Source organism: Sphingomonas hankookensis, from assembly GCF_028551275.1.
Lineage (GTDB): Bacteria > Pseudomonadota > Alphaproteobacteria > Sphingomonadales > Sphingomonadaceae > Sphingomonas > Sphingomonas hankookensis_A.
This window is the reverse complement of record NZ_CP117025.1, coordinates 1,111,002-1,127,542: the sequence shown is the minus strand read 5'-3', so window position 1 is coordinate 1,127,542 and position 16,541 is coordinate 1,111,002. Positions and strand designations below refer to the sequence as shown.

The 16,541-nt window shown below is 67.2% G+C and carries 17 protein-coding genes and 2 pseudogenes; 10 read left to right on the top strand and 9 right to left on the bottom strand.

Going from position 1 to position 16,541, the window contains the following annotated elements; translation table 11 throughout:
- Positions 1 to 8: 8 nt before the first annotated feature.
- The 7 genes from PPZ50_RS05450 to flgB form a co-directional block, all read right to left on the bottom strand.
- The gene (locus PPZ50_RS05450) at positions 9 to 698 is read right to left on the bottom strand and encodes a flagellar basal body L-ring protein FlgH (RefSeq protein WP_084401264.1); all 690 of its coding nucleotides are present in this window, start codon (positions 696 to 698) and stop codon (positions 9 to 11) included.
- A complete protein-coding gene (gene flgG / locus PPZ50_RS05445; RefSeq protein ID WP_066688155.1) occupies positions 679 to 1,467 on the bottom strand; it encodes a flagellar basal-body rod protein FlgG in 789 nt (262 codons plus the stop codon). Before flgG ends, PPZ50_RS05450 begins: the two co-directional genes overlap by 20 nt.
- Positions 1,468 to 1,479: 12 nt before the next feature.
- Positions 1,480 to 2,232 carry a flagellar basal body rod protein FlgF gene (locus PPZ50_RS05440; RefSeq protein WP_066688154.1) on the bottom strand — a complete coding sequence of 251 codons (753 nt, stop codon included), beginning with the start codon at positions 2,230 to 2,232 and terminating at the stop codon, positions 1,480 to 1,482.
- A gap of 213 nt (positions 2,233 to 2,445) precedes the next feature.
- Entirely contained in the window at positions 2,446 to 3,753 is a 1,308-nt protein-coding gene (locus PPZ50_RS05435; RefSeq protein ID WP_066688153.1) for a flagellar hook protein FlgE, read from the bottom strand.
- 42 nt (positions 3,754 to 3,795) lie between these two features.
- On the bottom strand, positions 3,796 to 4,470 hold the full coding sequence (locus PPZ50_RS05430) for a flagellar hook assembly protein FlgD (protein ID WP_066688152.1): 675 nt from the start codon (positions 4,468 to 4,470) through the stop codon (positions 3,796 to 3,798).
- 2 nt (positions 4,471 to 4,472) lie between these two features.
- Positions 4,473 to 4,880: a flagellar basal body rod protein FlgC gene (gene flgC, locus PPZ50_RS05425; RefSeq protein ID WP_066688151.1), complete on the bottom strand. Its 408-nt coding sequence runs from the start codon at positions 4,878 to 4,880 to the stop codon at positions 4,473 to 4,475.
- 4 nt (positions 4,881 to 4,884) lie between these two features.
- Positions 4,885 to 5,235: a flagellar basal body rod protein FlgB gene (flgB, locus tag PPZ50_RS05420; RefSeq protein WP_066688150.1), complete on the bottom strand. Its 351-nt coding sequence runs from the start codon at positions 5,233 to 5,235 to the stop codon at positions 4,885 to 4,887.
- A 191-nt stretch (positions 5,236 to 5,426) separates the two neighbouring features.
- Between flgB and PPZ50_RS05415 the strand changes: the two genes are divergently transcribed.
- The 8 genes from PPZ50_RS05415 to fliA all read left to right on the top strand — a co-directional run bounded on the left by PPZ50_RS05415 (position 5,427) and on the right by fliA (position 11,982).
- Positions 5,427 to 6,080 carry a motility protein A gene (locus PPZ50_RS05415; RefSeq protein WP_232307849.1) on the top strand — a complete coding sequence of 218 codons (654 nt, stop codon included), beginning with the start codon at positions 5,427 to 5,429 and terminating at the stop codon, positions 6,078 to 6,080.
- The gene (locus PPZ50_RS05410; RefSeq protein ID WP_066688148.1) at positions 6,077 to 6,643 is read left to right on the top strand and encodes a hypothetical protein; all 567 of its coding nucleotides are present in this window, start codon (positions 6,077 to 6,079) and stop codon (positions 6,641 to 6,643) included. Before PPZ50_RS05415 ends, PPZ50_RS05410 begins: the two co-directional genes overlap by 4 nt.
- Positions 6,640 to 7,170, top strand: coding sequence for a hypothetical protein (locus PPZ50_RS05405; RefSeq protein WP_066688146.1), 531 nt, complete (start codon positions 6,640 to 6,642; stop codon positions 7,168 to 7,170). The genes PPZ50_RS05410 and PPZ50_RS05405 overlap by 4 nt, the downstream gene beginning before the upstream one ends.
- A 236-nt stretch (positions 7,171 to 7,406) precedes the next feature.
- Positions 7,407 to 7,715, top strand: a complete 309-nt coding sequence (gene flgM, locus PPZ50_RS05400) for a flagellar biosynthesis anti-sigma factor FlgM (protein ID WP_066688144.1) — start codon at positions 7,407 to 7,409, stop codon at positions 7,713 to 7,715.
- Positions 7,702 to 8,040, top strand: coding sequence for a hypothetical protein (locus PPZ50_RS05395; protein ID WP_066688143.1), 339 nt, complete (start codon positions 7,702 to 7,704; stop codon positions 8,038 to 8,040). The genes flgM and PPZ50_RS05395 overlap by 14 nt, the downstream gene beginning before the upstream one ends.
- 194 nt (positions 8,041 to 8,234) lie before the next feature.
- Positions 8,235 to 9,143, top strand: coding sequence for a flagellar biosynthesis protein FlgJ (locus PPZ50_RS05390; protein ID WP_066688141.1), 909 nt, complete (start codon positions 8,235 to 8,237; stop codon positions 9,141 to 9,143).
- Complete coding sequence (flhA, locus tag PPZ50_RS05385; protein WP_198158486.1) at positions 9,143 to 11,239, top strand: flagellar biosynthesis protein FlhA; 2,097 nt, start codon at positions 9,143 to 9,145, stop codon at positions 11,237 to 11,239. The genes PPZ50_RS05390 and flhA overlap by 1 nt, the downstream gene beginning before the upstream one ends.
- Positions 11,236 to 11,982 carry an RNA polymerase sigma factor FliA gene (gene fliA / locus PPZ50_RS05380; RefSeq protein WP_066688139.1) on the top strand — a complete coding sequence of 249 codons (747 nt, stop codon included), beginning with the start codon at positions 11,236 to 11,238 and terminating at the stop codon, positions 11,980 to 11,982. The genes flhA and fliA overlap by 4 nt, the downstream gene beginning before the upstream one ends.
- 675 nt (positions 11,983 to 12,657) lie before the next feature.
- Here the strand turns inward: fliA and PPZ50_RS18930 are convergent.
- A pseudogene (locus PPZ50_RS18930) lies at positions 12,658 to 12,957 on the bottom strand (flagellin); the annotation flags it as partial.
- 1,332 nt (positions 12,958 to 14,289) lie between these two features.
- Positions 14,290 to 14,649: pseudogene (locus PPZ50_RS18925) on the bottom strand (flagellin N-terminal helical domain-containing protein); the annotation flags it as partial.
- Positions 14,650 to 14,894: 245 nt separating this feature from the next.
- Here PPZ50_RS18925 and PPZ50_RS05370 point away from each other — a divergent pair.
- Both PPZ50_RS05370 and fliE read left to right on the top strand, forming a co-directional pair.
- Complete coding sequence (locus PPZ50_RS05370; RefSeq protein WP_066693967.1) at positions 14,895 to 16,178, top strand: sigma 54-interacting transcriptional regulator; 1,284 nt, start codon at positions 14,895 to 14,897, stop codon at positions 16,176 to 16,178.
- A complete protein-coding gene (gene fliE / locus PPZ50_RS05365; RefSeq protein WP_066693756.1) occupies positions 16,175 to 16,540 on the top strand; it encodes a flagellar hook-basal body complex protein FliE in 366 nt (121 codons plus the stop codon). The genes PPZ50_RS05370 and fliE overlap by 4 nt, the downstream gene beginning before the upstream one ends.
- Position 16,541: the final 1 nt, after the last annotated feature.

Here is a 16,541-nt window from a genome sequence, read left to right as displayed (position 1 = left end):
GGGCTGTCCTAGAACGGGCTGACGACCTGGAAGAAGCGGCTGAGCCACCCCTGCCGGCTGGCGCGGGCGACATCGCCCTTGCCGGTGTAGGAAATGCGGGCATCGGCGACGCGGGTCGACGGCACGCGGTTGTTGGCATCGACATCGGCCATGCGGACGATGCCCCTGATCGCGACGAATTCGTCCCCGCGATTGAGCGTCACCTGCTTGCGGCCCTGCACCAGCATCGTGCCGTTAGGATAGACTTCGGCGATCGTCACCGACAGTTCGCCCGACAGCGCGTTCGTCTGGTCGGCCGATCCGCCGCCGTTGAAGTTGCGCTTGCCCGATGCCGACGCGATGTTCGGGTCGAACGACAGCGGCCCGACCGATGGCGGCGTGATGCCGAAGCCGCCGCCGCTGTCCAGCTTCGAACCGGCCGACTTGGACGCGCTGGTGCGTTCGACCAGCACGATCGTCAGCGGGTCGCCGACCTTCTTGGCGCGCCAGCCTTCGTACAGGGCGGCATAGCCCTGATCCGCCTGAAAGATCGCACCGGTCGCGACGACCGTGGCCACCGGCGGCGCGGGGCGCGATGCCGAATAATCCTCGGGCGGCAATTTCCTGCCGAACAGGGGGCGGGCGGTTGCCGGCATTGCCGCCAGCACGACCGCGGCGAGCGCGAGGCTGCGCACGGCTTCAGATGTTCTGGTTGACATATTTCAGCATCTCGTCGGTGGCCGAGATCATCTTCGAATTGACCTCATAGGCGCGCTGCGTCTCGATCATGTCGACGAGTTCCTCGACGACGTTGACGTTCGAACCCTCCAGCATCCCCTGGCGGATGCGAGCCCGGCCATCGAGGCCGGCGACGCCGGTCTGCACCGCACCCGATGCACCGGTTTCGATCAGGAAATTGTCGCCGATCGGCTGCAAACCGGCCGGATTGGCGAAGGTCGACACCTGGATCTGGCCGATCGGCGTCGCTTCGGTCTGGTTCGGGATCGTCGCGCTGACCGTGCCGTCACCGCCAATGGTGATCGAGGTCGCCCCCTCGGGCAGGGTGATGCCGGGCATCACCTGATAACCCTCGGTCGTGACCAGCATGCCCTCTGGCGAGCGGCTGAAATTGCCGGCGCGGGTATAGCCGAGCTGGCCGCCGGGCAGCTGCACCTGGAAGAAGCCGTCGCCTTCGAGTGCCATGTCGAGCGTGTTGCCGGTCGACGACAGCGATCCCTGCGTCTGGATGCTGGCGGTGCCCTGGATCTTGACGCCGGTGCCGAGGTTCAGGCCGGTGGCATAGCGCGATTCCGCGGTCGAGGCGGCGCCCTGTGCAGTCACGATCTGGTAGCTCAGCGCCTCGAACGAGGCGCGGTCGCGCTTGAACCCGGTCGTGTTGACGTTCGCCAGGTTGTTCGAGATGACACGCATGCGCGTGTCCTGCGCGTCCAGCCCGGTGCGGGCGATATGGAGTGCGGCATTGGCCATCGTGTCTTCTCCTTAACTCTGGACGCGCATCAGGTTGGCGGAGGATTCATCCATCTCCTTCGCCTGCTTCAGCATGCCCGCCTGCACTTCGTACGACCGCTGGTTCTCGATCATGTCGACCAGCGCCTGCGTCATGTTGACGTTCGACTGTTCGAGCGAACCCGAACGGACCTTGGCGGTCATGTCGCCGGGCAGGACGCCGCCGCCGCGGACGTGCAGCAGATTGTCGATACCCTTGACCGTCTGGCTGCCCGCCGTGCTCGCCAGCTTGATCTGGCCGATTTCCTGGTCCGGCGTGCCGGCGGGTGCGCCCTGCGGCACGATCATCACCCGGCCATCGGCGGTGACGGAAATCGCCTGGTAGGGCGGCACGGTGATCGGCCCGGTCGCGCCCATGACCGGCAAGCGATCGCCGGTTTCCAGCGTGCCGGCGGCAGAAACCTGCAGGTCGCCGCGGCGGGTATAGGCTTCGGTGCCGTCCAGCGCCTGCACCGCCATCCAGCTGTCGCCTTCCATCGCGATGTCGAGCGGGCGGCCGGTCGCGAGGATCGCGCCGGCCCGCCGGTCCATGTCGCGCACTTCCTCTGACGAGGGCGAGCGGGATTCGAGTTCGCCGTTCTTGCCCTTCAGCAACAACTGTTCGAAATCGACCTTGTCCGCGCGATACCCGATGGTCGAGGCGTTCGCGATGTTGTTCGCGATCGTCGCCTGCGACGCCATGTGGCCGCGCAACCCCGACATTGCGGTATAGACCAGCCGGTCCATCGAAACCTCCCAAGTATGACCCTCGCTACACAGCAAGGGTCATGCCAGTTTCATGGGTTATGCCTGTTCGAAAATGCGTCGAGACGCATTTTGCGGCACCAGCCCGCTCCCCCACCCGGCCACCCACACGGTATCCTCGATGGGTGGTCGGGTGGGGGAGCGGGCTGGTGCCGCCTCAAAACGCGCTCTTTCGCGCGTTTTCAAACAGCCTTATTACGCACGCAGATCGAGGATCGACCGCGTGATCTGGTTCGAGGTGTCGAGCGCCTTCGAGTTCGCCTGGAAGTTGCGCTGTGCGGCGATCAGGCTGACCAGTTCCTCGGTGATGTCGACGTTCGACCCTTCGATCATGCCCGACATCAGCGAACCCGCGCCGTTTTCGCCCGAGCTGGCGAAGCTGGGGTCGCCCGACAGGCCGGTCGCCTGCCAGTTGCTGTTGCCCATCTGGCGCAGACCGGCCGAGTTCGAGAAGTTGACGATCGCGACCTGGCCCAGCGCCTTGGTATCGCCGTTCGAATAGCTGGCGGTGACGATACCTTTTTCGTTAATCGTCACGCCCTGCAACCGGCCGACGGCGACGCCGTCCTGCTGCTGCGTTTCCAGCTTGAACGGCTTGGTCGTCGCGACGGTGGTGGTCGGGAAGGTCAGCTTGATCTGCTGCTGCGCCACGCCGCTGGCCGGCATGAACGAGTCGAAGGTCGTCGCGACCGGGGTGGTGAACTTGCCGGTGGCATCGAAGGTGATCGTCACCGCCTGCGTTCCCGGCACCGCCGGGGTCGTGCCGGTCGCAGGCGTGCCGCCCACTTCCATCGCCTTGTCGCCGACGAAGCTATAGGCTTCCCAGGTGCTCGACAGATCGGTCGGGTCCGCCTGCGGCGCGGTGGTGCGGACCATATAGGTGGTCATGGTCATCGGGTTGCCGGCGCCGTCATAGACGGTCGTGGTCACCGCTTCGTTGTAGCTGGTCGAATCGAAGCGGTTGAACGGGGTCGTCGTCGGCTTGACCGAGCGGGCGTTCATGTTGAGGCCGAGCTTCACATCCTCGGTGCCGGTCGGCTTGCCCGAGGTTTCGAACAACACGAGGTCGGCCAGCGAATCGCGGGTGGTCGACACGACGTTGCCCGACCCGTCGACCGGATAGACCTGCAGCCGCGCGCCCTGCGCATCGGTGACGAACTGGTTCGAATCGACGCGCAGCGAGCCGTTGCGGGTGAAGGTCAGGCCGTCCTTCGTGGGATCGGGCTTCAGCGCGAAGAAGCCGTCGCCGGCGATCGCGATGTCGAGCGACGAGGACGACTGGACGAGGTTGCCTTCGCCGAACTGCTGGCGGTTGCCCTTCACCACGGTACCCGACCCGACCATTTGCGTCGGCGCGACCGACAGGTTGGACGCGATCACGTCGGCGAATTCGGCGCGGCTCTTCTTGAAGCCGGTGGTGCCGACGTTGGCGAGGTTGTGCGAGATCGACGCCATGTCGACCTGCGAAGCCTTCAGACCGGAGAGCGAAGTGTAGAAGGACATGGGATTTGCTCCTGCGAAAATTCAGATGAAAGGGTTGGAATTTCAGGCGATCTTGCGAACGGTATCGGCCAGCACCTGCTGACCGTCGGACAGCGTCAGCATCGGTTTTCCGCCATTGGGCATGACGGAGGAGACCCCGGCCCAGGCAAGGTTGCGAGCCTTCACCACCTGTCCGCTGGCATCGCTGGCCGCGACGCTGATCGTGTAGGGGCCGGCGCCGGCGGCGCTGCCGTCCTCGGTCTTTCCGTCCCACTGGTAATCGACCATGCCGGTAGGCTGCGCACCCAGCGACACGGCACGGGCGAGATTGCCGTTGGCATCGCGAATCTCGACCTTCACCTGCGCGGCGTCGCCATCGAGCTCGACCGCACCGGTGACATTGCCCTTGGTATCGGCGGTGGCGGTCGCGCTGTCGGTCAGGACGGCCTTGCCGATCCACGACACCGCGTCGCTCGCACCGCTGCCGGCCAGGCGGGCGGACAGCGTCTTCAGGGTCGAACTCATTTCGGTAATGCCCGACAGCGACGACATCTGCGCCATCTGCGCGACCATCTGGCCGTTGTCGGTCGGGTTGAACGGGTCCTGATATTGCAGCTGTGCGGTCATCAGCCGCAGGAAATCGTCCTGGCCCAGCGAGCGCTGGCCCAGTTTCGCCTTCGCCGCGGCGTCGTTCGCGCCCTTTACCGTCGGGATGTTCTGGATGGCGGTGGTGGTCATGATCAGCGTCCCAGGCGCAGCGTTTCGGTGATGAGCGACTTGGCGGTCGACATCACCTCGACATTGTTCTGATAGGTGCGGGCGGCATCGAGCATGTCGACCAGCTCGCGCGGTTCATCGACGGCGGCTTCCCACACATTGCCTTCGGCATCGGCCAGCGGGTTGCCGGGATCGTGGCGCTTGGCCGGCGCCTCGCCCGCCGTCACGACCTGCGCCGCATCGACCGTGGCGAGGCCGCTGGCGGCATCGAAAGTGGTGCGGAACACCGGCTTCATCGTGCGATAGGCGCCAGCCTCAGTCTTCGAGACCGCACCGGCATTGGCGAGGTTCGAGGCGGTGGTGTTCATCCGCACCAGCTGCGCGGACATGGCGCGGCCGGAGACTTCGAAAATGCTCATGGGTTGGGGCATTTGTTTACTCGCCCTTCAGCGCGCGGGTGATGGTGGAAATGCGGCCGTTCAGGAACGCGAGCGTCGTCTGATACGCGACCGCGTTTTCGGCGAAGGCGGTCTGTTCGGTGACCAGTTCGACGGTGTTTCCGTCGAGCGAAGGCTGGAGCGGACGGCGGTAGAGCGTGTTGCTGTCGATCGAGCGGTCGACATTGCCGCTCTGCTGCGCGCCGGCCAGCGCCGCGCGGAAGTCGACGTCCTTCGCCTTGAAGCCGGGCGTCGAGGCATTGGCGATGTTCGATGCGAGCATACCCATGCGCTGCGCCCGCACCTGCAGCGCGGCGCCGTGTATCCCGAACAGAGCATTGTCGGCCATCGGACGGTTCCCAAATCGGCGCGCCGGATGCGCGTCACACGGAAACACAGCAAAGGGCGTGCCAGTTTTCGCGAAACCCGCCACCCATGGTCCAATTGCCGCTTTTGCCGCCGCCGACCGGCAAGCGGCAACCGCATCCGGCAAGCCATTGCCGGCACGAAAACTGGCACCGTGTTTGCAGGGAAGCGGCCATGGACGCATCCATGTTCGCCCCCTATGCCGATCCGGTCGCCGCCGCCTTCGTGGTCGGCGGCACCTTCGTCGCGCTGCTGATCCGCACGCCGCCGGCCGATCTTGCCCGCGCGATCCGCGCGCTCGGCACGCTGGGCCGCAAGCCCTTTTCGGCCGAGGAAGGACTGGGCCAGATTGCCGCGCTGGGCCGCATCGCCAAGCGGCATGGCGTGATGACGCTCGACCGGTCGCGGATCACCGATCCCGACATCGCCGACGCCATCGCCGCGATCGTCGACGGCGTCGGCCCCGACGGCGTGGCGGCGACGCTGCGCCACCGCAACGAGGCACGCGCCGAACGGCACCTCGCCGCCGCCGACATGTGGACGGCGGTGGCCGAACTGGCCCCCGCGCTGGGCATGATCGGTACGCTGGTCGGCCTGGTGCGGATGTTCATGGCGATGACCGATCCGACCGCGATCGGGCAGGCGATGGCCGTCGCGTTGCTGTCCACCCTATACGGCGCGGTGCTGGCCGCGCTGGTCGGCATGCCGATCGCCGGACGGCTGCGCCGGCTGGGTCGCGCCGAAGCATTCGAACGTGCCCGTTTCGAGGCACCTCTGGTCGCGCTCGCCAGGCGGGAGCGACCACAATTCCGGGAGGCCGCAGAATGAGAATCCAACGTTTCGACCCCGCCCCCGGTCGCCCGCTATGGCTGACCACCTTGGCCGACCTGTCGCTGCTGCTGGTCGGGTTCTTCGTGTTCCTGCAGGCGGCGCAGGCCGTCGACAAACGCGCGCTGACTGCCGGCATCCGCGCCGGATTCGATGCCGAACCGATCCCGATGACAGTGGAACGCGCGGTGATCGAAGGCTTTGCGCCCGGATCGGCCGCCCTGCCCGCCGGCAGCGCCAACAGCGTCGAGTTCGTGCGCGGTGCCGCCGCCGACCGGCGCATCGCCGTCACGCTGACCGGCGGGACCGACGGCCCCGAAGCCGGCAAGGACGTCGACCCGACGACCGGCAGCGCCGCGATCCTCGCCACCGACCGCGCGCGCGCCGTCGCCGCGCTGCTGGTGCGCGAAGGCGCGGCGACGCCCGCGCAAATCGCCTTCGCACCGCCGGGAACCGGCGGGCGGGGCGTATTCATCGATCTGGGCTTTGCCGGTGAGCGGCAAGCCGTTGCCGACCGGCAAGCGCCGCTTGCCGCCCCTGCCGATGGAGCAGAGACGAAATGATTCGCCACAGCCTGTTCGCCGCGATGCTGATCGCGGTCCCTGCCACCGCGCAGACCTTTCAATCGACCGCCCAGCTCGACGAGGCGGTGGTGCAGTTCACCGGTGCCAGCATCGGCATGGACGGCGGCGCGCAGATGCCCGTCGATCCGCGCCTGAAGCTCGCGCGCTGTGCCATGCCGCAATTCGGCTGGCTGTCCGACCGGCAGGATGCGGTGGTCATCAGCTGCATGGCGCCGGCGTGGAAAGTCTATGTGCCGGTCCGCCGGATGACCCGCGTCGCCCCCGAACGCCCGGCGGCAGCGCCGGTCGCGGTCGTCGCCGCCAAGCCCGAACCGGTCATCCGCCGGGGCGACCCGATCATGGTCGAGGCCGGCGCACCCGGCTTCTCGATCACGCGTGACGGCGTGGCGATGGGCGATGCCCCGGTCGGCGGTCGGTTGATGGTGAAGGTCGATCCGGCCAGGCCGCCGATCCAGGCGATCGCGCTGGAATCGGGCCGGGCGGCGCTGCCGGGTTTTACAGGGTAGGCTGAGCCGATACGTCTGCCCAATCCGCATCGTACCCCCGCGCAGGCGGGGGCCCAGGGCGGCAGGCGCAGGCCGTCGTTCGACCCCCGCCTGCGCGGGGGTACGGCTCAAATGCGGACCGGTGGGCGTTCCCGCCCCCATGAAATCCGAAAAAATAACCCCCCAGTAATTTTTGCTAAAGAAGTCGCCGGTGCCGCCGTTTCTCCTCATGTCAGCAGTTCGTGAAGGACGGGGACATGGTGGATTCTGTCGGATCAAGGCTGGTTACGTCGATCGGTGGGCGCGGTGTCGCGCGGACCGAGGGGCAGGCACGCACGGAAACGGCACAAGCGCCGCAGGATACGGGCGCGCCCAAGAGCGGCGTGGCGCTGCTGTCCGGCGGGACCACCGCGCAGGCGATGGCGTCGTCGCCGCCGGTCGATACCGACCGCGTCGCGACGATCCGCAAGGCGATTTCCGAAGGACGCTTCCCCCTGTCGCCCGCCACCATCGCCGACCGGCTCATCGCCCTGAAACTCGATTGGAACAGCAATGAACCGGCGTGATGCGCTGATCCAGATCATCGACAGCCTGCATGCCGAGATCGCGGCGTTGCAGGCCAACGACATCATCGCGCTGGAGACCGCCACCGCAATGAAATTGCAGGGGATCGAGGCGGTCGCCGCCAATGACGACCTGCCGCTCGACGCCGAGCTGGAGACGCTGGCGCGCGAGGCGCAGCGGCTGAACGAGACCGCCCGCATCTACGTCAACCTGATGGCGGCCAATGTCCGCCGGCGGATCGACCAGCTGGCCGGCGGCGGTTTGCCGGCCTACCGGCCGGGAATTGCCGGCACCCCGCAGCGCATGGCTGCGGCGGCGTATCGGTAGGTTCGTTCCCGCTCTCCAAAGCGTGACCCCAGCGCAGGCTGGGGTCTGCTGCGGTTCCTGTCCCGCGCTGCAACCGGGAGATCCCAGCCTTCGCCGGGATGACGCTCGTGGCGAGCCTGACTGCGCACCCGATCCCAAACTGGCACGCCGCTTGCTTTTCTCGCTCCTGAACAGGGGAAGCGAAGTACAGCCCGATGAGTGTCGTTCCGGTAGAAGCCCGATCCTATGTCCATAGCGCGATCGCGAAGGCGAGCGCGCGGACCGGTGTCGATTTCAATTACCTGCTGGGCCAGGCGCAGGTCGAAAGCGGCCTGCAGGCCAATGCGCGTGCCGGGACGTCGTCGGCCACCGGGCTGTACCAGTTCGTCGAACAAAGCTGGCTGGGCGTGGTGAAGGCACATGGCGCCGAACACGGCATGGGCTGGGCATCCGACAGCATCCGCCAGGGCAGCAACGGCCGTTACTATGTCGCCGATCCGGCCGCCCGCCGCGCGATCCTGAACCTGCGCAACGACCCGCAGGCATCGTCGCTGATGGCCGCAGAGCATGCCGCCGACAACAAGGCCGCGCTGGAGACCGCGCTGGGCCGCTCCGCCACCGGCACCGACCTGTACATGGCGCATTTCCTGGGGCTGGGCGGTGCGCGCCAGTTCCTGACGACGATGCAGAGCAATCCCGACCGTTCGGCCGCCGGCATGTTCCCCGCCGCCGCCCGCGCGAACCGGACCATCTTCTACGGCGCCGGCGGCCAGCCGCGCTCGCTCGCCGAAATCTATGACAAGATGGCGACCAAGCTGGACCGCGGCGCGAGGGCCGGCGGCGGCAGCGGCGTCGACATGGGCGACATGATGGGCGGCTTTCCGGTCAACCGGATGCAGCCGGCGGTGATGATGAACGGCTTCGACGGCGACGTCATCCTCGGCAACGAGGCGCAGGGCAATGACGAGGCGTGGCTGGCGACGACGCTGGCCAATCTGAACGTCGTGCGCAGCCGCAGCGGCGACGCGACGACGCCTCAGGTGCAGATGGCCTCGCTCTACCGCCCGACCCCTGAATCGGCGCGCCTCGCCTATTCGATCCTCGCCAATCTGGGTAACGCGTGATGCAGGCGATCCTGAGCAATCCCAAGAGCCTGTTGCCCGCGATGCGCGGGTCGGCGCTGCCCGCCGCGATCCTGCTGCTCGTCCTGCTGATGGTCGTGCCGATCCCGGCGTTCATGCTCGACATCTTCTTCGTCATGAACATCATGATCTCGATCGCGGTGTTGATGGTCGCATTGAATGCGCAGAAGCCGCTCGACTTCTCCGCCTTCCCGACCGTGCTGCTGTTCGCGACGCTGTTCCGCTTGGGCCTCAACGTCGCGTCGACCCGCGTCGTGCTGGTGCACGGGCATGAAGGCGAAGCGGCGGCGGGCCATGTCATCGAGGCGTTCGGGACGTTCCTGATCGGTGGCGACTATGTCGTCGGCCTCTTCGTCTTCTCGATCCTGATCATCATCAACATGATCGTGGTGACCAAGGGTGCGGGCCGCGTGTCCGAAGTCTCGGCGCGCTTCACCCTCGACGCCCTGCCCGGCAAGCAGATGGCGATCGACGCCGACCTGAACGCCGGCCTGATCACCCCCGACGAAGCCCGCAACAAGCGGATCGAGACCGGCGCCGAAGCCGATTTCTACGGCGCGATGGACGGTTCGTCGAAGTTCGTGAAGGGCGACGCGGTCGCCGGCCTGCTGATCCTCGCGATCAACATCGTCGGCGGCCTGATCCTCGGCGTCGTCAGCCACCAGATGGCGGTCGGCGAAGCGGCGCAGACCTATGTCCTGCTCGCGATCGGCGACGCGCTGGTCGCGCAGGTCCCCTCGCTGCTGCTGTCGATCGCCGCCGCCGCCATCGTTACCCGCGTCACCTCCACGTCTTCGCAGGATCTGGCCGGCCAGATCGGGACGCAGTTCGCGTCGCACCGCACCTGGGCGCCGGTCGCCGGTATCCTGGGGCTGCTGGCGATGCTGCCGGGGATGCCGTTCCTCGTGCTGGCGCCCGCCGCCGGCATTGCGGGCTTCGCATCGTGGAAACTGGGCAAGATCAAGAACGCCCCCCCGCCCCCGCCGCCGGTCGAGGCGCTGCCCGAAGCAGCCGACCTGTCGAAGATCTGCTGGGAGGAAGTGGCCGACACCTGCCACATCATGCTCGACATCGGCTATGGCCTGGTGCCGCTGGTCGACGAGCGCAAGGGCGCGCCGCTGATGAGCCGGATCACCGGGGTCCGCCGCCAGCTGTCCAAGGAACTGGGCTTCGTCGTGCCGCAGGTGAAGGTGCGCGACGATATCAACCTCGCCCCCTACACCTATCGCATCTCGATCGGCGGCGTGGTCGTCGGCGAGGACATGGCGTCGGCGACCGAGATGCTGGCGCTCGACACGGGCCAGGCGGTCGGCATGCTGAACGGCAAAACCGCCAAGGACCCGACCTTCGGATTGGACGCGGTGTGGATCCAGCCGGGCGACGCCGATGCAGCGACGGGTGCCGGCTATCTGGTGGTCGATGCCGGGACCGTCATCGCCACGCACCTGAACCATGTGCTGACCGTCAATGCGACCGAGCTGCTGGGTCCGGACGAGGTGCAGGCGCTGCTCGACGGCCTCAAGGACCGTGCCGCCAATCTGGTGGCGGCTTTGTGCCCCAACCCGCTGACGCTCACCACGCTGACGCAGGTGCTGCGCGCGCTGCTGGCCGAGAATATCACGCTCAAGGAATTCCGCCGTATCGCCGCCGCGATCGTCGTGGTCGCCCAGCGGACGCAGGATGCCGACGAGATCGTCGAGCTGATCCGGCCGGAACTGGGCGCCCTCATCATCCAGAAGCTGTGCGGGGTGCGCGAGCCGCTGCGGGTGATGACGCTCGAGGGGCAGCTGGAGGCGCTGCTGGGCCAGGCGATGCGGAACGATCCCAGCCGCCGCCACGCGATCGAACCCGATCTGGGCCGTCGCATCGTCGACGCGCTGACCAACGCTGCGCAGCCGCTGATGGCCGAGGCCAAGCCGTTCGCGCTGGTCGTGCAGCCGTCGATCCGCGTCGCGATCCGCAAGCTGATCAAGTCCTACCTGCCCGACACCCCCGTCATGAGCTTCTTCGAAGTTCCCGAGGACAAGGCAGTCGAAGTCGTCGCCGTCATCGGCGCCCCGGAGGCCATCGCAGCATGAACGCCCCCTTCTTCCCCCAGCCCGAGCTGAGCACGCCGGTCTATACCCGGCATGCGAAACCGAACGACGGCGACGCGATCGTCCGCCGCCACCTGCCGCTGGTCCGCCGGATCGCGTGGCACGTCCATGGTCACATGAGCACGATGGTCGATGTCGAGGACCTGGTGCAGGTCGGCCTCGTCGCGCTGGTCGAGGCGGTGCCGATGTTCGAGGATCGCGGCACGGTGACGTTCGAGCAGTATCTCGCCACCCGGCTGCGCGGGGCGATGATCGACGAACTCAGGCGACAGGCGACGATCAGCCGCGGGGCGATGAAGCGGCGGCGCGACTATGCCAAGGCGGTGTCGAGCCTGACGGTGGAGCTGGGCCGCGCGCCGGTGCCGGCGGAGATCGCCGACCGGCTGGGCGTGCCGCTGGGGCGGCTGCGGGTCGATTATGCCGATGTCCAGTCGGTGCAGTTCGATTCGATCGACGACGTCTATACCGACGAGGCGCCGTGGTTCATGGACGACGGCCCCGACGCGTTCGAGGCGCTGGCCGAGGGTGAGTTGCGGAGCACGCTGATCGCCGCGATCGCCGCGCTGCCCGAGCGGGAGGCGCAGGTGATCCAGCTTTATTATGTCGAGGAACTGAACCTCGAGGAGATCGGGCAGGTGCTGGGCGTCGGCGCAGCGCGCATCTGCCAGATCAAGAAGGCGGCGCATGAGAAGCTGAAACGGGCGTTGGCGCGAGCTTCGGGGTAGTTTTCTTTTATTTCCAAACGCTTGAGCGGGGTCGGACCAGGGGTTCGGCCCCTTTTTCGTGGCCAAAGTTCACTAAGTTCACACTCGTGCGCGTTTTGCGTTGGGCGTTGGGTGGTGGGTCGGAGATGGTCGGAGAAGAAGAAGCGGGACCCCGGGTCTGGCCCGGGGTGACGTGGGAGGTTGGCGGATGGGAAGGATCGGGACGTTGAGTTTAGCGTAGCGGGTTGGTTGTAGGAAAGTGGGCTAGCCCGTTGCCGTTGCTCTTGGGACGTACCCCCGCGCAGGCGGGGGGCCAGGGTTTTTGGACGCCGGCGTTGCGTTTGAGGTTCTGGATCCCCGCCTACGCGGGGATACGGACAAGGCTTTTCCGGACGGGCAATGCCTTGCATTCCGGATTTGCGCCTTCGCAGGGATACGAAGGAAGCCGGGGCGTTCGTGGACGCCCCCCTCCACCGTCCTGCGGACGGTCCCCCTCCCGCGGAGCGGGGAGGATCGGGGTTGCGCGACGTGCAGGCCGCGGCGCGTCTGTCGATGCCCCTATATATAGAGTCTGTCGGCCGTGCTCCGGAACGCCGAAACCCCCGGTGACCGTGATGGTCACCGGGGGCTGGCCCGTTGCCGGGAGTCCCGCCGCCGCCGCCTTCATCAAGGGGGAACGGCGGCGGCGGAGCCCGATTAGCCGAGCAGCTTCAGCACGCCCTGCTGCGACTGGTTGGCCTGCGCCAGCATCGCGGTCGAGGCCTGGCCGAGGATCTGCGCCTTGGCGAGCGCCGTCGATTCCGCCGAGAAGTCGGTGTCTTCGATGCGGCTGCGCGCTTCCTGCAGGTTCGACGAGGTGGTCGTCAGGTTGTTGACGGTGACCTGCAGACGGTTCTGCACCGCACCGAGGTCGCCGCGGATCGCCGAGACCTTGTCGAGCGCCTTGTCGATGGCGTTCATCGCCACCGCGGCATTCGCCTGGGTCGAGACGTTCAGCGCGCCGCCGACCGTATCGGCCGAGCCGCCCTGGGCCGACAGGCCGACCTTGGCGAGCGAGCCGGTCGGACCGCCCGAACCTTCGACGCGGATTTCCGCACCGGTGTCCGACTTCAGCTCGACACGACCACGCAGGGTCAGGCCGGTGGCGATCGCGCCGGTCGAGGCACCGCCGTCATCGCCCTTCATGTCGATGACCAAGCCCGCCGAGGTACCGCCGGTGCCGTCCTTCAGCGTGATGTCGTTGCCGGTCGACGAGGTGAGGATCAGGTTGCCCTTCTCGTCACTCGACGCGACCAGGCCGCTGATGCCGGCACCGTTGATGTTCTTCACCACGTCCGACATCGACATACCGCTAACACCGTCCGAGTCGCTAAGCGTCACCGTCGAACCGTTGACAACCAAGGTGTTGGAGGCAACGATCTTCCCGGCTGCCAGTGCAACGGTCGCCTTGGTCGTAGCGGTTGCGGTGACACCCGACTTGTCGCTGACGGCGTTGATCGCGGCGGCCTTCGATGCGGCCGATGCGTCGTTCGAGGCACCCACGGCAACGCCGTTGATCTTCACGTCGTCGGTAACGGAGAGTGCAGTATCGCCGACAGCGGTACCTTTTACGCCTTCATTCGAGGTGGTTTCGTTCAAGCCGAGCGCGGTCAAGCTCGCCGCTGCGCCAGTCGCGCTGCGCTTGATGTCGATCGCTTCGCCGGTCGAGCTCTGCAGGGCGACGAAGCCGCCATAGGTGCCGTTGGTGAAGCCCGCCTTGCCCGCTGCTGAACCGGCGATTTCAATCGTTTTTCCGGTGTCGTTCGACAGGACGATCTTGCCTTCGCTGTCGAGCTGCGCGCTGATGCCGCCCACGTCGCGGTTGATCTTGTCGACCAGTTCCTGGCCGTTGGCGCCGGTGATGTCGACGGCTGCGTTCGCACCGACCTTGATGGTCAGGCTGCCGGTCGCGGTGATGCCGCCCGCCGCGATCGGACCGCCTGACAGAGTGTTATATGCCTTGGCCGACACGCCGGTCTGGCCGGTGTTGCCATTGATGCTGGCAGCGGTCGTTTCGGCGTCAGCCGTGGTCAAGGCAGTGCCGAGCGCGTTCTTGCCGTTGAACTGTACGTCGCCGACCGCGACGGACGCGGCGTTGATGCGGCCGGTGGTCGCCTGGCCTTCGACACGGTAGCCGTTCAGGCCGAGCGCGGTGGCCGAGGTGCTGGTGAGGCTGACCGAAGTGGTCTGGCCGGCCTGCGAACCGGTCTGCAGCGTCACGGCCTTCACCGTGCCGTCGAGCAGGTTGATGCCGTTGAAGTTGGTCTTGTTCGCGATGTCGTTGATCTGCGCGGTCAGCTGACCGACTTCCGATTGGAGCGACTTGCGTTCCGCCGAACCCAGCGTGCCGTTGGCCGCCTGCCCAGCCAGTTCCTTCATGCGCTGCAGCATGTTGGTGACTTCGCCCAGCGCGCCTTCGGCGGTCTGCGCCATCGAGATGCCGTCGTTCGCGTTGCGTGCGGCGACTGCCATGGTCTTGATCTGGCTGGTCATGCGGCTGGCGATGGCGAGGCCGGCGGCGTCGTCCTTGGCCGAGTTGATACGCTTGCCGGTCGACAGGCGCTCCATCGAAGCCTTCAGGGCGTCGTTGGCAGCGGACGAGGCGTTGGCGGCGCGGAGCGATCCGATGTTGGATCCGATAACGGTCATTGGGTGTGTCCTCCAGTCTGACTTCCAGCGCCCCGCGTCCCCCCTTGAAGCGATCGGGATCGAAGCTGCTGCCCGGAGAAACGGCACGCAGCGGACCGGGTTAAGGAAAAAAGTTCCGGCATTTTGCGGCCCCTCGCGCGCGCACGAGGGCGTACGCGGAGTACAGAGCCGAATCGGGGTGGATTTTACCGGCCGTTAACCATTTGCCGGCAAAAGGGTGCCGTTCAGGGGGAATGTCCGAAACGATGCGCTCGATCTATCCATCCGCTGCCGTGCTTGGCGCCAAGTTCACGCTGGTTTCGTCGCTGCGTGCGCAGGGCTTCGCCCTGGCCAATGCCGGACAGAAGCCGGGGCCGAACGACGTGTTCCTGGTCATGGAAGGCGAAGTGCCGCCGATCGCGGCGCGCACGCTGGTGCTGGCCGATGGTCCCGCCGCCGCGACGCCGTTTGCGGACGGCCGCCCGGCCCGCCTGTCCTATTCGCATGCCGATACCGAACTGGCCCATGCCTTTGCCGCAGCCCTGCTGTGCGGCCGGCACGAGGCGGTCGCCGCCGATCCGGAAAGCCTGGCCCTTCAGGCGCTGGCCCGCCGCGTCGCCGGCGCCGACATCACCGTGCTGGTCAACGGCCCGACCGGCACCGGCAAGGAAGTGCTGGCCCGCACCATCCACGCCGAAAGCGCCCGCGCCGACGGCCCGTTCGTCGCGATCAACTGCGCGGCGCTGCCCGAAACCATGCTCGAAGCGATGCTGTTCGGCCATGTGAAGGGCGCGTTCACCGGCGCGGGTGCGGCGGGCGAAGGCTTTTTCCGCGCGGCCCATGGCGGCACGCTGCTGCTCGACGAGATCGCGGAAATGCCGCTGCCGCTGCAGGCGAAGCTGCTGCGCGTGTTGCAGGAACGCGAAGTCGTGCCGATCGGCGCGACCCAGGCCGAGGCGGTCGATGTCCGCGTCGTCGCCTGCGCCAATCGCGACCTGCAGGACGAAGTCGCCGCCGGCCGCTTCCGCGCCGATCTTTACTACCGCCTCAGCGTCTTCCCGCTGACCACCCGCGCGCTGGCCGACCGGCCGGGCGACATCGCTGCGCTCGCTGCCGCGATGGTGGTGCGCCATGCGGGCATGCGTTCGACGCTGCCGTGGATTTCGGACGAGGCGCTGGCGATGCTCGGCCGCCACGACTGGCCGGGCAATGCCCGCGAGCTGGAAAATGTGATCCAGCGCGCGCTGCTGCTGGGCATGGGCGACCGGATCGAGGCGCACGATATCGTGTTCGATCGCGCCAGCACCTCCGCCGCCGCCGCTGCCCCGCGCGCGGTCGAGCCGGTGGCGGCGACGCTGACCAACATCGTCCAGATCCACGAGTTCGCGGCGATCCGCCGCACGCTGGAGGAATGCGGCGGCAACCGGATCGAGACCGCCCGCCGGCTGGGCATTTCGGAGCGTACGCTGCGCTACCGCCTCGCCAAGGCGCGTGAGGCCGGCGAGCTGCTGGCCGCTTCGGCGACCCAGTCGATGGCGGCGTCGGCATGAGCGGCGTCGGCGGTGTCGGCGGCGCGATGGGCGTCGACCGGGTGATGGCGCTGCGCGCGCAGATCCTCGAGCGCAACCAGGCGCTGTCCAAGGCGAATGCGCAGGTCGCGGCCGCCCCGGTGCAGGCCGAACCGGCGAAGCCGACCAGCTTCGTCGAGGCGATGGGCGACGCGCTGAAGGGCGTGAACGCGCAGCAGAACAAGGCGAGCGAATTGTCGGCGATGTACGAACGCGGCGAGACCGTGGACATCGCCAAGGTGATGATGGCGCGCCAGCAGGCATCGGTCGGCTTCGAAGCCACGATGCAGGTCAGGAACAAACTCTTGTCCGCCTACAAGGACATCATGAGCATGCCGGTCTGAT